Genomic DNA, 21,277 nt, shown 5'->3' on the forward strand with positions numbered 1-21,277 from the left:
GACAAGGAGAGAAACAAAACTCCTAACTCCTAACTCCTAACTCCTAACTCCTAACTCAGCACTCAGCACTCAGCACTCTTTAGATATTTACTGGCTGTTTATTATCGGCTGATGCGTAATAAATGTTGCGATCGCTAATTCCGAACTGCGTGATTGATTCTTGTCCTGTAATTAATCTTGCTCCGCGATTACGGGTGAAATAGTTCCATGCCCACTGAATCATTACTACTAATTTGTTGTTAAATTCAATTAGGAAGTAGATGTGAATCAACAGCCAAAACAGCCATGCAAAGAAACCTTTCAGCTTGATAAAGCCCAAATCGACTACAGCAGAATTGTGCCCAATCATCGCTAAACTACCATGATCGGTATAAGCAAAGGGTGGCAAGCTTTTAGCTGCTAGCCGCTGTTGGACTAGTGCTGCTACATATTCACCTTGTTGCTTCGCTACAGGTGCAACACCAGGTAAGGGTTTACCATTTTGATGAGAAAAATTCGCTAAGTCGCCAATTACAAAAATATTCGGATGTCCCTTAATAGTCAAGTCAGATTCGACGATAATCCGTCCAGCGCGATCGCACTGGGCACCTGTGCGTTCTGATAGCACTTTTCCCATTGCTGAAGCTTTTACACCTGCTGCCCATAGTACCGTTTTTGAGGCAATTTCTTTAACTTCTTCACCTTGTTTGAGGGTAACAGTATCATTTTCAATATTTGTTACCAGTGTTTTTGTCTGGACAATCACCCCCAATCGCGTCAGAGATGCTTCCGCTTCTTGTGATAACTCTGGTGCAAAGGGTGGCAGAATGCGATCTAGCCCTTCTAATAGCAAAATCTTGGCTTCTGATGTGTCGATGTTGCGGAAATCGTCTTTGAGGGTTTGATTTGCCAATTCTGCGATCGCACCCGCTAACTCTACACCAGTAGGGCCACCACCAACAATTACAAAAGTTAACCAAGCCCGGCGTTTTTCTGGATCGGTTTCTTTTTCTGCGGCTTCAAAGGCCGAAAAGATCCGGCTACGCATTTCTAGAGCGTCTTCTACTGTTTTCAAGCCTGGGGCGAATTCTTCCCAGTTATCTTTGCCAAAGTAGGAATGCTTCGCACCTGTAGCAACAATTAACGTGTCATAAGCTATTGCTTCGTCGCCCACAGTCACTTGTTTTGCTTCTGGATCGATATTATTCACCTCTCCCAACAGCACTTTCGTATTCTTGCTCTTGCTGAGGACAGAACGCAACGGTGAGGAAATATCCGCAGGAGACAGCGCACCTGTGGCGACTTGGTATAGGAGGGGTTGAAATAGATGAAAGTTTCGTTTATCGATGAGAGTAACGTTTACTGCTGCTTTGGCGAGTGTTTTGGCCGCATACAGTCCACCAAAACCACCGCCAACAATAACTACTTGATGGGGTGGATTCTTGTCAAGTGAATTTACCATAAGAAATATTATCCGGTATCCGACTATTGTTACTATTCTTAACAAATTTGTATCAAACTTGTCATCATATATTTTGTATTGCTTCTTACATTTGAAGAATGATTAAAGTAATTAAAACTACAGGATGAATAGAACTTTTTAAGATGGAGCCTCAGACAATAAGATTTGGCACTACTTGAATCGCTCTTTTCTTATGTAAATTTACCAATTATGTATGTAGCATTTATACAAGTTTACTCAGAGCTAGTTGATTCTGGTGTTTGTGTCAAACGTGGTGAATGATTTTGCCGCCAATGCTTAAAGCCATAGACAAGTGCAGCAAAAATTAACAAATAGGGGCTGTAAACAATTAACCAAATACCCAGTTTGAGTAAGCCAACGGAAAATGCACTCAAAGAGTGGGTAGAATTGTTCCAAGTTTCCTGAACTTGCAAACCAAAGGCGGGTTGGGGACTGGTGCTAGAAACTGCTGCTTCTAGATTCAGCGTAATGGTGGAATAAGCAACTTGATTTTGTAAGCTTTTGAGTTGGGCATCAATTTGTTCTATCGTTTCTCGGACATTACTTAATTCTTGGGCAACACTAAGTACATCTCTGACAGAACCCGCCCGATCCATAATTTTTTGCAAATTGGCTTCAGTCTTCTGCAAATTGGTTAATCTAGCTTGGAAATCTACTAGGCGATCGCCCACATCTTCGGCAGTAATATTACGAGTATCGACAGTGCCCAATTTAGCTAGTTCTTCTAAAGTAGGTTCTAGACGATTTTCTGGTATCCGCAATTGGATTGTTGCTGTGTAACGCGGGTTGTCACTTTTGGGTTGTTGTTGTTTCAACCCGATTAAATCCCCTTGCTGTTTATTGATAATTTGCGAAACAGCATCAATAGTCTTATCTACAGAGTTGACAGTCAAAGAAATTGCTGCCTTTTTGATGAGTTGGGGACGAGAACGTGCTATTGGTGCAGTTTCCGCCTTTTGGGAAAGACTGCTTTCACGAGCAGGTGCAGATGCTGGATTTGCCGCGCCATCAGCTGCAATTTGAGGTAAAGCCCGATTTGCTGACCGTTCGGAAGAGGCGCAACTGGTGAAAATCACACCTCCCAATAACGCACTTAAAAATAAAGCAGATGTGCGCGGTAATTTAGTCGAAGTATACATAATCTACCCCCAGATGGATGAAGTTAACCCCAGTATTGCTGAAGCAAAACTCAAAGCCTATATTGTTGCTATTTATGTAACAGGGTTAGTCATTTTATTTACAGAGAATGAAAATTCATTTTGATGAGATATCTCAAAAAGATTATTAGCAAGTCATTTGACCATTATTTCAAAAAATATCTGCAACAAGTCTGTTTGCCAGTAGGGTCGTAAAATTGCTTGCTGGTAGTTGATATTTTTGAAATTGTTTGATTTTGAAAACAAGTTGGATCTGCGATCGCCAGTGTAAATCTGCCTTTATACCAATTCAGAATCCCCTACGGTATCTTGTCGGTCAAAATTCCCTGGCACTTTCAGCAGCCTGTCTCAATGCTAAAAAAGCTTCTTTTAGAGGTTGGCTAACGGCACTGTCTGGTTCTGTTAGCACTAGCTGTTGGTAGGCTGACAAAAATTGCGATACCTTCGGTAAGCTGCGCTAACGCAGCCGATGAAACAAATGCAGAAAGTGACGTACAAAGCTGATACAGTCCAATACCACAATCTCTATACCATCTGTACGGTCGTACATACTTGAGGCATATTCCTGAATACCTTCTTCGATCGCATCCGTCGTGATAAAAATATAGTTGTCAACCCGCTTGCCTGTGCTGTTAATTTTTTGCAAAGCACGGTCAATATCTGCTAAGGTGACGCGTCGGGTCTTCATTTCATAGCTGGTAATCACCTTCTCGTCATCAACTAAAGTAATTTCCAAATCTCCCAAAGCTCCAGTCTGCTCGTCTGCTGCATTGTGAGATTCTAGAGGTAAAAAACGCTCCCCAATATATTGTTCTGCTACTTGATAGGCAGCAGCAACAATTAGTACAGGAAGGCGGCTTGAACCTCGGCAAGCCAAATGCTGTTTCAGGAGTGTGATAATTTCCTCTGCTGACAAAGGTATTGCGTCTTCCGACTTCTTCAGGTCGGCTAGTAGTGTTTCCATACGCTGCCGCTTCTCGTTCCGAGCGATAATTAGACAGCGAATGGTTTGGGCTAGCAGTTCCTCAGCAGTTATCCTGCCTTCATGAACATTATCAAGTAATTGCAGGGCGGCTTCGTAGAGTTTGGGCGGTCGTCCCACCAGATTGACTGCTGGGGTTAAGGTGATGTTACGGTTCCGCAGGGCAGGGGTGAGGAACGCGGTAGTGGGATTACAAGGTAACTCGTGCTTGTTAATGAATGCTGTGATGTAACTTTCATCGTAGTAGCGCCCAGAGTAAGCATCTGGTGTGCCTATTTCGGTGTAAGGCTTGCGGATCATCAACATTCCCACGGTGAATTGCTGCCAAAGAGCAGGCCAGCAACAAACGAACTACAGCACGATTGCCTACATAGCGCGATACATAGTCAATTTTTTCGGCAATGCTGGGGTTGGTGACAATCGGTTGGACTATCGATGCTTCGGCTTTTTGTAAGGCTACATCAAGGATAGCTGCTGGGGTTGTGGACATGGAGCGATTTCTTCAACAGTAAGTGTGGAGGCTTGAGGGTCATAATTGAGCCAAAGTACTTCTTGCCGTAACTGCTTGATGGAATGGCAGTGTTTCACGGGCGCTTTAATGCAGTTCCAGTCACCGTACAGTTCCTGCATCAACGAACAATCATAGCCTGAAAGGGCAACTTTACCTTTAACTGAACGCAAAACATCCGCTAGTTGCCGATGCTGGTCGTCGGTCATTTCATAAGCGTAAGCCTTGCTATCCCCACGGGAATCGTGCGGGTAGGGAGGGTCACAGTAAAATAATGTTTCTGGACTATCGTACCGTCGAATAATATCAATTGCTCGGTCGTTCTCAATTTGCACGCGTAGCAACCGTTGCACGATTTCGGGCAGATCCTCAACACTACCAAGCCACCGGGAAACTGCACCAGCCATTCCAGCGCGGCTAGTAAGTTTGCAGTGCGCCCATCGTCCAACACTGGCGGTTTGTGCCAAGCCTGTTCTCACTTGTCGCGCCCGGACGAAAAATCGTCTAGCCCTTTCCAAGTCTGACAAACTCTCTTCTTCTTTGGTAATAGCAATCCGAAATTCTTCACGCGAAAATGGGGTTAACCCAATCGCCTCGATGAGTTGGTCTTTTTGGTCGCGTAGTACGCGAAAAAAGTTGACTAGCCGGCCATCAATATCATTGTAGGTTTCCACAGGTGAAGGCTCCCGGTTCAACAACACGGCTGCTGAACCGCCAAAGGGTTCGCAGTAGTGGGTCGTTTTTGACAACAAGGGTAAAAGCCAGTCTAAATGACTGTACTTGCCGCCATACCAACCAAATGCAATTTTCTTTGCCATGAAAGCCAACCTCAAAGGGATTGCTTTACCCGAAACCGAGGATAAGGGTAAAACGCAATTTATTATATAGTGTTGAGAAATAAAGTATAAACAAACAAGAATCCTGAAATCATTTTTTCAGAGAATAATCTGCCATTCTTTTTCGGTAAGGCGATCGCCACCATTGCAGTATCGCTCATCAACTTGGCCTTTTTCTCGTTGACAGTTAATCTGTGGTTACTCAATTTGAGGTACAATCGTAAGCCTGCGAATTAATGACGATGCTTGCTGACAGGAGATGCTTCTATGGCCCGGATGTATTATGACGAAGATGCCAATTTAGACCTTTTGGCTGGAAAAACTATTGCTATCATCGGCTATGGTTCTCAAGGTCATGCCCACGCTCTCAATCTCAAAGATAGTGGTTTGAATGTGATTGTGGGACTATATCCGGGTAGTAAGTCGGTAGCAAAAGCTGAAGCTGCTGGGTTAACTGTGAAAAATGTCCCAGATGCCGCCAATGCTGCTGACTTTATCATGATTTTGTTACCTGATGAAGTCCAAAAAACGATTTACAAAAACGAGATTGAACCAAATTTAGAAGAAGGAAATGTGTTAGCTTTTGCCCACGGCTTCAATATTCACTTTGGGCAAGTTGTACCACCGGCTAATGTAGATGTGGTGATGGTAGCACCCAAAGGCCCGGGGCATTTGGTACGGCGGACTTATGAAAGTGGGGAAGGTGTACCAGCGCTATTTGCAGTTTATCAAGATGCCAGTGGTCAGGCACGCGATCGCGCCATGTCTTATGCTAAAGGTATCGGTGGGACTCGCGCTGGTGTTCTTGAAACTACTTTCCGTGAAGAAACCGAAACTGATTTATTTGGCGAACAAGCGGTATTGTGCGGTGGTTTGAGTGCTTTAATCAAAGCCGGATTTGAAACTTTAGTAGAAGCTGGTTATCAACCAGAATTGGCTTATTTTGAATGTCTGCATGAAGTCAAGCTGATTGTTGACTTAGTTGTGGAAGGTGGTTTAGCTAAAATGCGAGACAGCATTTCTAATACAGCTGAATATGGTGATTATACCCGTGGCCCACGGATTGTTACCGAACAAACCAAAGCTGAAATGCAGAAGATTCTCAGCGAAATTCAGTCTGGACAATTTGCACGGGAATTTGTTCTAGAAAACCAAGCTGGTAAACCAGGATTTACCGCCATGCGTCGCAAAGAAGCTGAACACAAAATTGAGGAAGTTGGTAAAGATTTACGCGCCATGTTTAGCTGGTTGAAAAAAGCTTAAGCAAAAGAAAGGCATTTATCCAAAACCCTCTCCAAACCTCTCTTTGAAAGGTCGAGAGGCTTTGAATTCCCCCTTCCCGCGTTGAGGCTATCCATTACCCGCATCTTTATTAACAAACAGATAAAGTACTTAAAATCAGACCGAAATGATTGATAGGTTTCTTGTGTCTGAAATTCTGGGTGTACAAATAACGGCACCATTTCCACTATCTGTTGATGTTTGAATGGGATGTTAGCACCGTATTTATCATCTTGGAACCTGATTTTATAGAGTTCGGGTGTTGGCATATTATCTTGCTGTAAACAAATTAGGACTTACGCACTGTACAAATTAGTCATGGTATGCTTTCACCGAAATAGCTGGTTTCAGACTTTGACTAATTATGTTTTTACCGATAAATTAACCGTGGGGTAGGGGTTTAGCAATGCTAAACCCCTACGAGAAATCTGGTTTTTCCGCGCTACATATTTATTGTTTTCTGTCAATGCGTAAGTCCTACAAATAATAAAATTGTACAACTTTATTATTTGTTTACAAAAAGTGTAGCCAAATAATTCGGTTGAACAATTTGAGCGCCTCAGATGCTTATTATTTCGTGATAAATAAGAAATAACGGTTAAACAATTTGATTCATGACTTTCAAAGACACTTGATTCTTAGTCTAACAAACAAATAAAACGATTAAACAATTTCTCAAAAGGTTTATGTAACAACAATTTGATGGACTCTTCAAATTTTTAAACATCTTCTAATTGTATTGCTGGCATGGTAGTGTTCACAAAAATACCTCAGTGGCGATCGCACTCTATTTCATTTCATGTTGAGTTGGTAATATGTATAGAGCGATCGCCTAATCTCTCAAAACCAATTTACTTCTCTATGCCTGTCCAATCTCCAAAAAGTATAAATATTGATCAGTAATAAGGATTCGTTTAATCGGGTGATCGCTCTTAGCTATCATTAGACATCTCCAGAAATGAGGTTTTCGCCTTGACAGGATAAGGGTTTTAGATTTGTTTTCGGAGATATGTATTACCTAAACAGGATAGACATTGCTGAGTTTAGAAGATAAAAATATACTCTTAAATTTCGACGCTCTTAATTACTGCTCGGTCAACATCACCGTAAAACACAATATCAAGCTTTTCGACTACCTCTTCTGGTAAACCTGCAAATTGGCTCTTATTAGAAAGTGGTACTAAAGCTCGTAGCGCTCCGCTTTCCATTGCTAGTTGCAGTGATTCGACAATTGAAGCAGGGCCTTTGATATTCCCTTGAATTGTTAAATCGCCCAAAATTAGAGTTCCGGCTTGAATTTGACGATTCTGTATGGCTGAAATAATAGCGACAAAAAACGCTACACCGCAAGGGCATTCAACACGGCTTCCAGACAAGTCCACAGCTTCAGCATAAATGTCTTTCAATCCCAGAGTCTCGTTAAGTCCTTTCCTTTCCTTTATACTTTGAAGATAGCTGAAAGCCCTGTTTAATGATTCTTTTAAAGCTTTGTCTAACCCTGTAGGGGTTCGCAATTTTCCTGTCCCCGATGTACAAGCAACTTCCAGGCGGTAAAGACCAACTCTGGCCTCTTCATTTGCTGTGGCCGTGTACACTGTGCCTGGGGGTAAAGGTTCCTGAGAGATGATTCCAGCACTACCTTGTTCTGGTACACATACAGTCATCTCTATATCACTTTCCTGGTCGATGTAAGAAAAGCTGGTTTTGTAGAACTCAAAAGAACCTCGTTTTTTGAGTTGTTCTTTAACTCGTCTACGTCCTTCTAAGGCTAGTTCTACATACTCTGTCAGGTTCTCCTTTGTCCATTCTCCGTCTGGATGGATAATTTTAAGTAATCCACTAACGGTTTTTTTGGCAGCGATCGCATCTCGTCCTTCTACATGAGAACCAAAACGGAAGACTTTCTCGACTTCATCAAACCGATTTTGTTTTCTGAGAGTACGAAACGCTTCAGCCAAATAGTCAGTGACAAAACCATAATGTTCTGTCAGCAGATTCTTCGAGTTTTTTGGCACTTCCCATCCTGGCAAGTAGAAGTGCATCCGGTCAAGCAAAGCCAGGTCAAATTCTTTTGGTAATGGCTGAAATAAGTCTGTTGCAGTATTTTGCACTAAAGTTTCAACGGGTTGGTTAAGATTACCAATAAATACCAAGGAGGCATCAGCTAAAACTTGAGTAATCCCACGGCTAAACCGACCGTTAGCCATGTAATCTTTCATAATCTGAATTGCATCTGCATCCGTAACTTTTAAACCCCCGACTTCATCAAAAGCTACAACATCCCAATGACCAACCAAACCTACTTGACGGCGGGCATTGTTGTAAAAAAGATTCGCAGTACTGGCTTTCCCGCCAGAAATTAAGATGCTGTAAGGTGACATTTCACTATAGGCATAGGATTTACCAGTTCCTCGTGGCCCTAGCTCAATGAAGTTATAATTCTTTTCGACAAAGGGAATAAACCGAGTCAGTAACAGCAATTTCAGGCGTTGTTCTATTTGGGTAGGTTCTAAACCCACACTCCGCAGCAAAATATCAATCCATTCATCACGGGTCAAACTGCGGCGACCTTCTGCATATTCATCAATGTTAAATCTTGCTAACTGAATTGGTCTTAAGTCCGCAATGTGAAAGGGACTTGCTTTGGCACCTTCTTCTTCAGTTGGTTGAAATTCAACATCTACAAGACCCCAAATTCCACCTTCTAAAAGTCGTTCATATTGTCGATAAAATCGGTCAGCAACATGAATTCTGGAGTAACTAAAGTGATCCATTGCCGCCCAATATTTGTTTTCACTGGCGAGATAACGAACTTCTATACGGTCTATAAATCGATGTCGTCCTCGTTGTTCTACTAGTGCTTGGGCTTTGTTTGCTTCATCGTGGCGGAAGTAGTTGCTTTGCAGTGTTTCTTTGACAGCCTGAACGCCAATGCGGATTTCATCTTCATCATCTGAGGCGCAGTACTTTCCCAGAAGATATTCCAGTACATAGGATGGTACGTTTTCTCCACCCTTGATTTGATGTAGCAAGTCCTTACGTACTACCTTTCCTGGAAATATTTGATTAACTTTTTGGTCTAAGGCATCTTGAAACATGAGTTCATTCTTAATCTAGTAAGCGATTTTCTAGTTCTAACTTTGCCCAAATTACGCCAGTTTGTGGATCAATTGCTCGCAGTTCAATTTTGGAGCATGAAATGTCGTCGGATTCCAGTAGGATAGGAACTGAAATTTCTTGATTTGGCTGAAGAATAATTTCTCCAGTTCGTTCGTCTCTAGCATCGCAGTCGGTTGCTTCACCTACTCGCTTGGCTTTTATTGTTGAGCCATCGTAAGCTTCGATGCGGACTTGTATTGGTTCTGGTAGCAAATATTCATAGCAGACTCGCAGATTGATTACTTTACTGGTAAAGTAATTGAATTTATAACGCAGAAAAATATTCGGCTTACTCTGAGTAGTGATTTTGCCTTGCGATCGCAAAATTACCAATGGCACGATCGCTTCCTGCAAGCTAATGCCTTCGTGGAAGTAACCTTCAACTTGCTGGAAAACTTTAAAACCTTTGGCAACACAGAGGTCTTGAGCATCTCCTTGGATACCAACCTGCTCAGTTTTGAAGATAACTGTATTTGGAGATTCGCCTGATATAAATTGCCCTAGCAAACTCCTACGCTTAGTTTTCAACCATTCACCCCCTGGTTTGGGAATCACATCTCCTAATGGTATTTCGTCAATTAGGACGTGACCATGATCTGCACTAATGACAAAATGGGTGAACCCAATTGTAGATAATCTACGAATTGTATTTACCATTTCACTGACTACATCAGAAAGATATTTGCGAGCTTTCATGTTGCCAATACTTTCAGCAATGCGGTCAGGGTCTTTGGTGCGGACAACTAATAAATCCACAGAGGCTAACTGCTTGCCCAAGGCATTTACCTTTTTGCTGAGAATGTCTTCCGGTTCGATATCTTTGAAGCGATCGCCATATTTTTCCTGTAGCAGTCGCATCCGATGCCTGGACTCTTCCAATTTCCTTTCACCTAAGACAGGAATTAGCTCTCCGTCTGATTCTACTAGTCTGAGCGTACCATCAGCATTGGGCATCAGTGCTGCCATGCCACAAGGGGTAGTTGTGGGTAAAACAGATGCTACTGGCAAAGTTTCGACTTCGCCCAACTGTTCTAAAGCTTCTGCCAAGTCTCGCCCCATCTCGAAGCGCAGGGAATCAGCTAGAAAAAATGCGACTTTGTTGTTGTTCTGTTCCAGTAGGGGAGCTACATACTGGTCAAATACTTGGGTTTGTCGCAACACACCTTCGGGAAACCAACCTTCTTTCTGAACACAGTTAAGGAAGCGGTCTTGAATTGCTAATGCCACTTCTAAGTAACGTCGGCGGCAAAATTCGACTAAGGATTCTATCTCTCCCCCATCTCCCGCATAAGCGGTTGCACCCTGTTCAAATAGTCGCTGATGACGGTCTAGTTCTGCCCATCCCCAGCGATCTGGGGGTGCGTATGCAGAGATGATTTGGCGCAAAGACATTGACTGTAAAGATTTTTTTGACAAGTCTTCTACAGTATTGCTTGTGGCGAGAAATGTGACGCAACGCTCGACTATCATCCAAATATTACCTCGTTCCAAGTGGTTGTTCCAGATAGAATGACGGCGTTGGGTTAAAATCTTCTGGGCATCTGCTAAGTTATTCTGTTGCACATACTCCAGCACTTGGTGTAAGTATCGTTTTTCTGCAAAGGGGAAGGTATCTCTAGTACCTAGTTGAGCTAAATTTTCTGTGAGATTGCTAAGTTGTAACTGATTTTCCACTTCTACTGCTAGCTGAACATAACCCGATCGCAAGTCAGAACTATCCCGCATCCGATCGCACACTGCAAAAATTACTAATTCATGGCTAGCTTCGGCTCTGGGTAAGGCACTGAACGATTGTGGAAGTTCACAAGGCAGGTCGAGGGCAAACTCGTTGAATAGCACATACTGACCGAGTTGCTTTCTGATTTCTGTCCATGATTTAGCTTTTAATAGAGGTTTAAAGCCAATCTCCGTTGCTAGTAAGGGCAAAAATTCTTTTAAACAACCTTTGACAGAATCAATTCGTTGTGATTTTTCATCTAGGCAGAGGACTAAGGCGATCGCTTCTGATGGCGAGTCAGTACCTAGCGCCTCTAGCAGTAAAGGCGAACGGTGATGGAACTGTAATCTATCTAACATCGATAGTGTTGGACTACCTTGGGCAAATAGCCTAGTAATTTCTATAGTTCGTTCTGGTATTGCTTGTCTGGCAAGAGATTCTAACTGTTCTGCTTCTTTGTCGCCAAACGCTACACCAGCCCATGCGAAAACTTCAAACGGATCTTGCCGCTTTTCATCTTCTATTATTCCACGCTGGCGGGGTACGTAAATGAGGAGATTCAACCCAGCTTTGGCTAAGTCATCAGGCTCGTTCATCTGGCGGTAAACGGCTTCGGCTTGACGACGGGAGTTCAAAATAGACTCAACAGTAGATACGACTACACAAGAGTCAGCTTGGAAAGATTGAATAAAATCAGCAAAAGCGCGATCGCTATCGTACCAAACGACAATACGGTGCTGTTCCAATCTTTGGTGTAATTGTTGGCGAACAAAGTCTGAAACGCTCATTATACCGACTCCTGTATCGTCTTTTTACGGCTTCTGCCTTTGGTTGTTTTGGGTTGGGAATTTTCTGGGTTAGCTGCTTCGTAAACTTCTTCCAGTCCGTGGGCGATCGCAATTGATTTATCTCTTTTGCAGACTTCCCGCACTCGGTTTGTCCAAATTGTGTAGGCTAAATGCGCCCAGTCGTATTCGCCTTTTTCCAAACTTTCCCAGCATTTCTTGGTTTCTTGCGCCCAGTGTCGCAAACCAAATAAACGGTGTAGAGGTGCAGCAGTGATAATTACGCCATCATTGAGATTGGGTTTGTAAGGTAGTTGTGCGACGCGCAAAAGTTCCTGTTTCATATCCTGCAATTCACTTAGGAATTTGCGTGTTGCGTGTAAATTATCGCGTACTTGTGAAGCTTCCCGTCCAGATTTTGCCTCTAATTCTTTTTCTAAGCCACCAGTGGTACGCTCAACTTCGGTAATTTTGGGTTCAAGGTAGCGGTTGACAATTGTGTAGAGGGTTTGGTCTGTGAGGCGGTGGTAATAAATCCAGATTGTGTAAGAACCGGATGTTGTAGAAAGTGGCCAATAAATTGGTGCTTTGCGCCGACTTTTGGAGTAGCGTTTGAGGTGGTCTTGAAAGAAGTTTGCAGGACGCTGGAAGTAATCGCACAATTCACGCACACCAATTATTTCACAAGCTTCCTGTTCAATATTGCTGGCGTTGTTTTTCCAGATTATTTCTAAAACTTCATGAACACGGCGGGTAATGTCGTTCGGGTGATTGGGGTCATCTACTAAAATGCCATCCCAAGCGATGGGGATGGTATATTTTGCTGGAGTTTCTGAAAGTGGTAAACCATCAGTACCAATGAGCATTCCCGGTGAACAGACTGGTAATGGTGAAAAAGGGTCGGGAAGTTCTGGTGCTGATTTTTCACCTGTAGCAAAGCGGATATCCCAGCGACCAAAGGCACAGCCTACTGTATATGAAAGTAAACTAATAACTAGCTCTTTTACATCACATACTGGTACAGTCTCATATTCTTGCTCTAAATCTTCAATAATATCTTCACTATTTATATTCTGAAAATTGACAGTTGTCTCAATGGATTTTCGGTCTTCTTCAGAAATATTATAAAGTTTAAATGCAATCTCATCAATTTGGTCTTGATATTCTGTTAATTGACGATCAAACTCATTTATTCTATTTTTCCAAAAAACAACTTTTTCAGATAGGCTATGATTTGGAACTTGCAAAATAGCAGGTAAATAAAAAATATGGCTAGTTTCGTTAGCTGTGTCTATAGTTCGCTTAATATCTATAGCATATGCAGCTAACTTTTCTAAATTGCTCCTATTTAAATCAGAAATCTCAGGAATCGGTGTACGCTGAATTAGTCCTGCTTCATAAGAACGTGCTGCTGCATCAGCTGCTGCAACCTGAATACTAATCAATGCTCTAAATGGTAATGATTGAAGTAAACTAAGCCACTGTAATTTATTTTCTACAAAGGCTCCTAAACCTTTATCTGAAAAGATACTACCGGTTGGTAAAGCCCGAAAACTTACTTCACTTGTAGTTCTTCGAGTCCATGTTAATCCGGGGCGAAAATATAAATCAACGGATGGAATACTACGTGACCACCCAGAATTACCATAAAGCGGATCTGCCCATGCTTTCAACTCTTTTCCATCTTGTTGCCAGTTAATTACTAAATGTAGGTCAGCATAGTAAGGAGAATATTCTCCTCCTTTTGCAAAAGAAAACCATTGATAATTGCCTAAGATACAGTAGCAACCATACTGTTTATTAAGGTGGACACTAGGTACACTTAAATTGTTGATTAAAACTTCTGACCAAATACGTAAGAAGCGAAAGTCCTTTTTTGTTGAAGCTCCAACTTTAGCTATTCGATTATCTTTCTGAAATGGCTGCAATTCAATAAACAACCTTCGTATAGAATCGCTTACCCAATAGCAAAATGGTTGATTGGGAACCATTGAGAAACTTTGTGGCGAAACGATGAAATATCTAGAATCCTTTGGATTCTGTAAAACTTCAATTAAAGCATTTTCTTTACTATCTTTGCCTAATAAACGAAAACAAATTAACTGAGGATAAGTTAGAGGGATTGGAAAATCAGCTTTTTGTATTCGTTCAATATTAGTTTTGTAGCGAATATAATGACCTGGAATTAAATTAATATATTTATTTTTTTGTAACTGTTTTAACTCTTTGCTCGCCTGATGTCGCTTTAAACTTCCCCGATACTTTTGATACTGAGGAATACTAAAATTGCTGTGTTTATCTGCCGTAATATTTAGCAATTCTGGTAAAATCTCCAAAGTTAAATTTTTGTCTTCTTCTTCTGTAAGACTGCGTAAAACATAAGCGGCTGTTTCCACCATTGCATCCAGAACACCGTATCCTAAATCAGCTAGTAGTAAAGGACGGTACAAACGTAGCAATATTCTTTCCCGCCAATCACTCGATTGTCCTAAAAAGAAACCCGCTCTACTGGAAATAATTCCTAAAAATCCTCCTGGCACTAGTCTATCTTGGAAACATTCTACAAAGGTTTTATAAACATCTCCTTTAGTATCTCCATAAACTTCTTCGATGTATGACTTTGAAGGAAGGCTAGCATCACCAAATAGAGGATTCATTAATATAAAATCAAACTGCTTACGACAGATATCAACAAAAGCAAATCCCTGTACCGCATCTTCAGAAAATAACTGACGCTGGAAAACTTGTCCTGTAGTCGCTCGGTTGGCATAGTTCTGAAGTTCTTCTACAACCCAACCTTCAACTTGATTCCAGAATTGCTCATCAGTAATTCCAGCTAAATTAAATATGCTTAATTGGTTAACATTTGAATATTCTTGTAATGAAAATAGGGTGGGTTGTTCGGGGCTAGATTCAGATAACCATTGGGTTTTAGCTAGCGTTATTTCATCACGAATTTCTTCTTCAATTTTGAGTAATGCTCCAGTTTCCCCTGCCAAATTCATCTTTTCAAAAACTTTTCTCACCAATTCACCAATAATTGGCGGGCGTTTCTGATTCAATTCAGTGATAAATTTTACGAGTAATTCTTCTTCCCCAGGCATGGGTTCAGCGCAAACAATATTGATTTTTTGTATAGGTGGACGTTCAACTAGTTTAATCTTTATAGATTGGTAAGAACGTTGAGCGCGTAGCCACAAAGCAAGAGCGGCAATTTGACAAGCACGGGCATCAATATCTATGCCATGCAAATTGTACTTAAGAATTAATGTAGGTAACTGTCTGTGCAATTCTTCTAAAGTTGGGAAATCTTCTTGCAATTTTCTACCCGTAACTTCTGAGGGCGGTGAATTTTCATCGTTCCATGCTTCCTGATAAATGACTTCAAATAAGTCATAAGCGTAAAGAAGAAAATGACCGCTACCACTTGCTGGATCTAGCCCTTTGATATCACGGGGATCTTTGCGATTTCTAACTGAGAATTGCTCAGAATTTTGGACAAAATACTGGCATTCATTTTTGAGGCGAGTGTCTCCTTGGCGCATCTCATACCAAAGGCGACCAAGGGTATTTTCTGTAAGAAACTCGACTACATAACGTGGGGTAAAAAACTGGTTGCGGACAGCTAATTCCCGACTATTGCGGGGTGCTTGGGATGCTTCCCGCATTGCTCGCCGTTCTTCTGGTGGGTTAAAGTATTGGTAAATCCAGCCTATTGTTTCATCTTCAGTCCAGATACGTCGTAGTATGGCATCATTGAGTAAGTCGAAGACATCTGTTAGCACGCGATCGCTCGGAAAAATCGTTGATTGGGGCGTAGTACGGTCAAATAGTACTCCCAAATCCACCGCCAACTCGTCAAATATCGACTCGACAAATACCCGATACGTTTCGTAACGACTCCCCAAACTGCCATTAGCAAGTCTTTCAAACAAGCGAAACCCGTCAGACTCCATTCCTTTGCGGACGCATTCAATTACTAAATTCCGCTCCTCACACAAGCGCAAAGCTGCCAAACGATTGAGGATGGTAAAGGAGATTTCCAGAATTGTGCGATTGTAAGCAGATTGATAGCTTTTTTGTGGATCGCTGGCTTTGAAGTGGTTTAGCAGTTCACGTAATGCTTGCGCTGCAACCTTTTGCTCCTCTGTCAAATGCGTCAATTGGGATAACGGTAGAATTGTGCCATCTAGATACAACCCGAAAGTCTGTTGAAGTTGATTTTCCACATCTTCCGTGAGTCGTCGGCGACAAGCTGCAACCATTCTGGCCAAGGCGTTGAGGGTTTCTCGATCAAAGCTCATGTTTATCCCTTAATGCGTATATGCTTACGTAAATTCAAAATTTCTAGTAGTTTTTCTCTTATGGAAGCTAGCCAAGTATCTAGTTGCTCAGAATTTTCTATATCTACTGGCATGACAAATTCTGCTGTATCAATTGCCGTTTCTGCACTGTATTCACCAGTAGTTGTATTTACTCTTTTTGTTTCTCCTACATTTCCTACAGAGTAACTACCTGCTAGCCCATTGGTTGATTCCGCTTCATGCGGTACTGATTGTTGTATCTGCCGCCGTAAGTCCTCAACTAATCCAGTCAGTCCTAAACGGCGGGTGAGAATAACCTGGAGCGATCGCACTGGATTCTGTCCGTCAATTTGTTCGGGAAAGTCCATCTGTAAGCGATCGGCAATATGTGTTCGCTGTTCGTCGGCAAGTTTTACCCATTCTGGCTCTAACTCCAATCGATTTAAGGCTTTTTGTAAGTCGTGTTTATACTCCGTAACTTCAGTTGTGTAGTGTTCTTCTAATTGCCCCGTCAATTCTCGAACTGCTCGGCGCAACTCTGGTAGATTTTCCTGAAACCGTTCTGAGTGAAAAACATTGTAAATAGCTTCTCGATTACCTTGAGATGAAAGTTCTAGCACCTGTTTGGGAAATAAAGCCTTAAATTCATCTAAGTTATGGAGTAGCGATCGCGCGGCTTTGAACTCTGTTTCAGCACCATTGTTGAGTAGATTAACAATTTGCTTTGCCCATTGGATATCGTCAGGAATTGTGCAATTTTGGCTACCTAAAAGTGCTGTTGCATTGCTAGCATCGCCTCTGAGGATATCCGTTAAACTTGCTTGCAGTTCTTTTGCTTTTTGTTCTCCCAGCAGATCCAAAAGACGTAGGCGAACAGGTAACTCTGCAATTTGTTCTAATACTTCTGGCATCTGTTTTTGTACTGCGCGGCTGATATAGTCTTCCAACGGTACAATCTCCACAGCGAAAAGCTGTTCTAAACGCTGTGCAGCACGCTCCAAAGCTTCAATGGAAGGTTTGCTATCCCGCAATGACACTCCCACGCGGCTAAATTCCATCGTATTTTTCATTGCCTCCACAGCTAAAGGCCCCGGTGTCCGCAGTGGGCCATCGGCTTTGGGGTAGTGCAATTCAATTTCACCAGATGTCAATAATGCGGCAAATAAGTAACGGACTGTATCCTTAGTCCAACCGTAAGGGTCTGCCGAGAAAAAATCTTGTAGGAAATTTCCTTGTAGGCGACCTGAACCAGACTCATCTAATTTTGCCCGGAACACTCGCAGCACTTCCGCTAAAGCTGGATGGTTGACATTAACACGAGTATTGCTACCTTTTTTAGTTACCAAACGCAAAGGATCAAGTTGTTCTGTGATGCGATCCAAACGTTCTACGCTCAAGAACTTAGCAGCAATATCCGTTGATGGACGAATAGCTGCTAAATGATGTAGCTGAAATACTTCTTTTGCTGCATCTGCGAGAACAGCCTGCGCTCCGGTGTTTAAAGTCTGTCCTGCTTCACTGACTGGTGTGGGTTTTCCTCGAAAAATCAAAGTTCCTTCCATCAGCAAACGCTCAATTTTTTTCGCTACCTCATCTCGGTTGCGATCGCCTGAACGCCGCTCTGCTCGCAAAAACTGTGCCACATCTCCTTTATCATCTGCTCGCTCATCAATTTCTCTAACAACCCACTCAGAACGAGCTATTTCTTGCAGTAGTTCGTCTACTGTATTGTCTGATTTAGCCAACCAAACAATAGAGTTTTTCAATTCTCGCCGACTGTTTGTTTCTGCCATCAATTCAGTACGACGATTGGAGAATACCCCAGCATCAACGAATTCTAATTTGAAATCGATTGTTTCATCCCGTCCAACAACTGACTTATGCTCTAGCTTGACAATGGCTTTTACTTCCTTAACATTGTCAAGCCTTGTGGATGGTTGATCCTGAAAAATTTGCTTAACAATCTCCTCCTTAATGCGAAAGCATTCGTTAGATGTGGGAATGTGTGAGGTTCGCTTATCCCGCAAGGGTCTAACGGATTCACTGAGAAAAACATAACCACCTGCTTGCGGGTCTTCAATTAAACCGCACTCCTTCTCATTTAAAATTCTCTTGAGTGCTTGTTGAACGTCATCTAGTAAAGAAGGCGAACCCAATTCTGGGTAAAGAAGAGCAGCAATGTTTTCTGCTGTGCGTGGAAAAGTATCAATGGGCTGTAAAGCAGCTACAGCTTTAGCTACCCTATGAGCGATCGCATCATCAGAAAAAATTCTGACAACTTTATCTGCCCCACTCACAACGTGAGGATATACCTTACCGATGTCTTCGCGCAAAGTGTTGTAGAAGTCATCCACACAAGCTAGAACCCCTATAGGACGTTCTGCCAATTTAGGAGTATTCGCCGGTAAAACACGACTTTTGTCAATGAGAACATCTTGAATTACCCGAATGGCTGAACGTAAGCCAACACCTCCTGTTGACCGAGCCAGTGTGCGAATCAACTCCAGCAGCAAATCAAAGTGTTGGGGCAGGAAAGGATAAAGTTGAGCAAAGGTGGTAGCGTTAGGGTCATTTTTATAAAGGACTGTTTGAGTTAGTCGCGTGTGTGTTAGCACCGCTTGACCGTGGGTAGCGAATAAATCTTTTAATAATTGTTCTTTATCAGCTGGCTTTGTCAACAATCGCCGATAAGTAATTTCTCGAATGTCGCTAGCATCAAGGTGAATAGAGATTGGAAATCTGTCTCTGAGCTTATTGAGTTCGGCAGAGTTATAGGCAGCTTTTTCGACAATTTCGTTTAATGTTTGCTGTCCTGTGGCAATTATCCAGACTTTACCTTCACCTAACTCTTTGAAATTACGAGCCATTCCATCTAAGTTAAGAATCAATTCGCCACGAGGGGCAACGTATTGACCGGCTTCATCCAGTAAAAATAAGATATTTTCACATTTGGTTCGCTGTCGCACTAAATTAATAATTTCACTGGTGCGATCGCGCAGATTATCAGCCAGATCAAATCTCAATTCTCGAAAGTTTTTACTTGTGGGAAATTCTTTAGGTAATACTTGAGTGACAATTTCCGCAGCGCGGCTAACTCCTAGTAAGGGATCATTGTGAATTTCTTCCCATTCTTTGTTGTGTGTATCTCGATATAACTGCTGAAATTCAGCATATTTCCCTTGACGCTCTAAAGTTAACTCTAGTTGTGCTAGTTTCTTTTCTTTAGAAAAACCTGCCCACTGCAATACTTTCCAATAAAGGACTGTAGAAACGGGTGTAGCAGCGCTTTCAGAAAGTTGTTCAGAACCTAAGTCAAGGAAAATTACAACAGTTGAATGTTGTCTAACTAGAGTTAGTAGTTCAGCTTGGATAGTATTACGGTTAACAAAGCGCTCAGATAAAAGTTCCAGAAATGGCTTGCCACGTACTTTTTTTCTCTCTCCTTCTAATGCAAAGCCCAAATATTTTGTAAAAGAACTCTTGCCAGAACCATAGAAGCCAGACACCCAAATCCCAGTCTCAGTAACCCGTCCACCACGAACTCCTTCCGAAAACACATCCAGAAACCTGCGATAACATCGCTCGATATTATCGGTAATCTCATATTCAGAAATTTCTGTAGCTAGTCTGTCTTCATCCTGGGCAGAATAATCGATAACCTTCTCAATCTGTCGGTCAATGGGCCTAGTGCTGGAAAAAAGAGATTGAATTGTTGCCATCAAATACCTCCGACGATTATCGAGCGATAGTTACTGTCTTCTGCGTGGAAACCTAAAAAGCGTAGGCCGTACTGTCCCGCCCGATAACCTGGATAAAAAATTATCAATGGTACTGGCACGCGATCGTGAAGCTGGTTTTCTAGAGTCCGAGAGCGCAGATAGGGATGCAACATCTCGACCTCAGTTAAAAAGACAATTTTCGGAGGCATCAAAGAATTAATTCGTTGTGCCACCTCTTCAATAAGGCGACTTTGAGAGGTTAAAACATCACGAACGGCTTGATTTAATTCCTCAACCTCTGCTGAAGGTTCAATTTCTAGCCAGTCTTCCCATCGGCCTGATTCGTCAACAATCTGCCACAAAAGGTCAGAGAGTGATATTCGTTCAACATCAAATTTCAACTCCCTTAACTTAGCTTTCCACAGCGATAAACGCTGCTTTAGAATGAGCATATCTTCGGGTTTGTAGACGAAGTAAAAAATCGGATCACTTTTAGCAGCATTGAGGGTGTCCGGGTGGTCTAGCTTTTGTAGAAGTAATTCAAAGGTTTCATCGAGAGAGGACATTAATAAGTTCCTCCATAGAGTTAACCTTCCAAGTGATGCTGACTACTGAACCAGCTTTTTGTATGATTAATCCACGATGTTCTCCAAGTTGATCTAGGCGATCGCAAACTTGTTCACGATTTAGACCAAAAAGACTCCAGTCTCGGTGTTCACACAAAGCTGAGTTAGAAATTCCTGATTCATGGAGATATCGTGCAAGGCAAGCTATACCTTCATCAGATATGTAGTAGGGAACAATTTCTCGCTCTGATTTACCATGACTAACGTTGCGTAAAAAGCCAACATCGCGCAATGTTGCTAACAATCCCCTGGCCGTCCGCACCTGTGTTCCCTCAGACCAAGGAGAAAGAATTCGCCCATCAACAGCAGCTGACTCGAAAAAGTCTAAAACGTCTTGCGTGAAAATTTTCTTTCGTCTTTGCGATACTGCTGCCCAGTAAATATTTAGCGTAAAATCATACAATAAATTATCAGCACGACACGCAAATAAAAATAATATTTCTACGAAAGTTTTATGGGGAAGACCAGCCTCAACAATTTGTTTAAGGAGTCGAGCAGGTTTGTTATTTGGTAGTAAAAAGCGTGCTGCAAAAACTTTTCGGGCAATATCCTTTGCTCGCTGGGCAGTTTGCCGTCCCAGCAGATCCTCAGCTTGAACGCGTCTAACAAATGTATCTACATTTTCTGTAGGATGCCATTGTTGAATTAAATGGCGAGTCTCGTTCACCATTGCAGTTCCCTTACAGACAATCGCAATACTGTAACGAGGTGACTTTTGCACTGCGTCACCCGATGTCATAG

At 42.1% G+C, this 21,277-nt stretch carries 14 protein-coding genes; 3 read left to right on the forward strand and 11 right to left on the reverse strand.

From position 1 onward, the window contains the following. Window positions 1-79 precede the first annotated feature (79 nt). The gene (locus tag CDG79_RS09605; RefSeq protein WP_094341934.1) at window positions 80-1,441 is read right to left on the reverse strand and encodes an NAD(P)/FAD-dependent oxidoreductase; all 1,362 of its coding nucleotides are present in this window, start codon (window positions 1,439-1,441) and stop codon (window positions 80-82) included. Between the two features lie 233 nt (window positions 1,442-1,674). After that, entirely contained in the window at window positions 1,675-2,601 is a 927-nt protein-coding gene (locus tag CDG79_RS09610) for a DUF4349 domain-containing protein (protein ID WP_094341935.1), read from the reverse strand. On the opposite strand from CDG79_RS09610, the gene CDG79_RS43560 reads away from it, so the two are divergent. After that, the gene (locus tag CDG79_RS43560; protein ID WP_223278085.1) at window positions 2,528-2,725 is read left to right on the forward strand and encodes a hypothetical protein; all 198 of its coding nucleotides are present in this window, start codon (window positions 2,528-2,530) and stop codon (window positions 2,723-2,725) included. The genes CDG79_RS09610 and CDG79_RS43560 overlap by 74 nt on opposite strands. 130 nt (window positions 2,726-2,855) lie before the next feature. Next, a complete protein-coding gene (locus CDG79_RS43565; protein ID WP_223278075.1) occupies window positions 2,856-3,041 on the forward strand; it encodes a hypothetical protein in 186 nt (61 codons plus the stop codon). 35 nt (window positions 3,042-3,076) lie between these two features. On the opposite strand, the gene CDG79_RS09615 is transcribed toward CDG79_RS43565, so the two are convergent. From CDG79_RS09615 to CDG79_RS09620, 3 genes are read right to left on the reverse strand one after another with little or no spacing between them, the layout of a single operon-like run. After that, on the reverse strand, window positions 3,077-3,901 hold the full coding sequence (locus tag CDG79_RS09615) for a restriction endonuclease, SacI family (RefSeq protein WP_223278076.1): 825 nt from the start codon (window positions 3,899-3,901) through the stop codon (window positions 3,077-3,079). Next, complete coding sequence (locus CDG79_RS43570) at window positions 3,837-4,091, reverse strand: hypothetical protein (protein WP_223278077.1); 255 nt, start codon at window positions 4,089-4,091, stop codon at window positions 3,837-3,839. The genes CDG79_RS09615 and CDG79_RS43570 overlap by 65 nt, the downstream gene beginning before the upstream one ends. Further along, the gene (locus CDG79_RS09620; RefSeq protein ID WP_094341936.1) at window positions 4,058-4,927 is read right to left on the reverse strand and encodes a DNA adenine methylase; all 870 of its coding nucleotides are present in this window, start codon (window positions 4,925-4,927) and stop codon (window positions 4,058-4,060) included. Before CDG79_RS09620 ends, CDG79_RS43570 begins: the two co-directional genes overlap by 34 nt. 285 nt (window positions 4,928-5,212) lie before the next feature. Between CDG79_RS09620 and ilvC the strand changes: the two genes are divergently transcribed. Beyond that, entirely contained in the window at window positions 5,213-6,208 is a 996-nt protein-coding gene (gene ilvC / locus CDG79_RS09625) for a ketol-acid reductoisomerase (protein ID WP_094341937.1), read from the forward strand. A 1,082-nt stretch (window positions 6,209-7,290) separates the two neighbouring features. Here ilvC and brxL read toward each other — a convergent pair. The 6 genes from brxL to CDG79_RS09660 are packed head-to-tail and all read right to left on the reverse strand — an operon-like array spanning window position 7,291 to window position 21,275. Beyond that, window positions 7,291-9,324 (reverse strand): protease Lon-related BREX system protein BrxL, encoded by a 2,034-nt coding sequence (brxL, locus tag CDG79_RS09635; RefSeq protein WP_094341939.1) that lies wholly within the window; start codon window positions 9,322-9,324, stop codon window positions 7,291-7,293. Window positions 9,325-9,334: 10 nt separating this feature from the next. After that, entirely contained in the window at window positions 9,335-11,890 is a 2,556-nt protein-coding gene (locus tag CDG79_RS09640) for a PglZ domain-containing protein (RefSeq protein ID WP_094341940.1), read from the reverse strand. Continuing rightward, window positions 11,890-16,191 (reverse strand): Eco57I restriction-modification methylase domain-containing protein, encoded by a 4,302-nt coding sequence (locus CDG79_RS42210; protein ID WP_189524939.1) that lies wholly within the window; start codon window positions 16,189-16,191, stop codon window positions 11,890-11,892. Before CDG79_RS42210 ends, CDG79_RS09640 begins: the two co-directional genes overlap by 1 nt. Before the next feature lie 2 nt (window positions 16,192-16,193). Further along, window positions 16,194-19,910 carry a BREX system P-loop protein BrxC gene (gene brxC, locus CDG79_RS09650; protein ID WP_223278078.1) on the reverse strand — a complete coding sequence of 1,239 codons (3,717 nt, stop codon included), beginning with the start codon at window positions 19,908-19,910 and terminating at the stop codon, window positions 16,194-16,196. Then, window positions 19,910-20,476, reverse strand: coding sequence for a BREX protein BrxB domain-containing protein (locus tag CDG79_RS09655; protein ID WP_094341942.1), 567 nt, complete (start codon window positions 20,474-20,476; stop codon window positions 19,910-19,912). Before CDG79_RS09655 ends, brxC begins: the two co-directional genes overlap by 1 nt. Further along, window positions 20,460-21,275 carry a BrxA family protein gene (locus CDG79_RS09660; RefSeq protein WP_094341943.1) on the reverse strand — a complete coding sequence of 272 codons (816 nt, stop codon included), beginning with the start codon at window positions 21,273-21,275 and terminating at the stop codon, window positions 20,460-20,462. The genes CDG79_RS09655 and CDG79_RS09660 overlap by 17 nt, the downstream gene beginning before the upstream one ends. Window positions 21,276-21,277: the final 2 nt, after the last annotated feature.

The sequence above is a fragment of the Nostoc sp. 'Peltigera membranacea cyanobiont' 232 genome (assembly GCF_002245985.1).
In the GTDB taxonomy this organism is placed as follows: domain Bacteria; phylum Cyanobacteriota; class Cyanobacteriia; order Cyanobacteriales; family Nostocaceae; genus Nostoc.

Excerpts from the sequence above, each read along its gene's own strand:
- CDG79_RS09605 (WP_094341934.1), bottom strand. The coding sequence starts at position 1,441 with ATGGTAAATTCACTTGACAAGAATCCACCCCATCAAGTAGTTATTGTT.
- CDG79_RS09610 (WP_094341935.1), bottom strand. The coding sequence starts at position 2,601 with ATGTATACTTCGACTAAATTACCGCGCACATCTGCTTTATTTTTAAGT.
- CDG79_RS09615 (WP_223278076.1), bottom strand. The coding sequence starts at position 3,901 with ATGATCCGCAAGCCTTACACCGAAATAGGCACACCAGATGCTTACTCT.
- CDG79_RS43570 (WP_223278077.1), bottom strand. The coding sequence starts at position 4,091 with ATGTCCACAACCCCAGCAGCTATCCTTGATGTAGCCTTACAAAAAGCC.
- CDG79_RS09620 (WP_094341936.1), bottom strand. The coding sequence starts at position 4,927 with ATGGCAAAGAAAATTGCATTTGGTTGGTATGGCGGCAAGTACAGTCAT.
- ilvC (WP_094341937.1), top strand. The coding sequence starts at position 5,213 with ATGGCCCGGATGTATTATGACGAAGATGCCAATTTAGACCTTTTGGCT.
- brxL (WP_094341939.1), bottom strand. The coding sequence starts at position 9,324 with ATGTTTCAAGATGCCTTAGACCAAAAAGTTAATCAAATATTTCCAGGA.
- CDG79_RS09640 (WP_094341940.1), bottom strand. The coding sequence starts at position 11,890 with ATGAGCGTTTCAGACTTTGTTCGCCAACAATTACACCAAAGATTGGAA.
- CDG79_RS42210 (WP_189524939.1), bottom strand. The coding sequence starts at position 16,191 with ATGAGCTTTGATCGAGAAACCCTCAACGCCTTGGCCAGAATGGTTGCA.
- brxC (WP_223278078.1), bottom strand. The coding sequence starts at position 19,910 with ATGGCAACAATTCAATCTCTTTTTTCCAGCACTAGGCCCATTGACCGA.
- CDG79_RS09655 (WP_094341942.1), bottom strand. The coding sequence starts at position 20,476 with ATGTCCTCTCTCGATGAAACCTTTGAATTACTTCTACAAAAGCTAGAC.
- CDG79_RS09660 (WP_094341943.1), bottom strand. The coding sequence starts at position 21,275 with ATGACATCGGGTGACGCAGTGCAAAAGTCACCTCGTTACAGTATTGCG.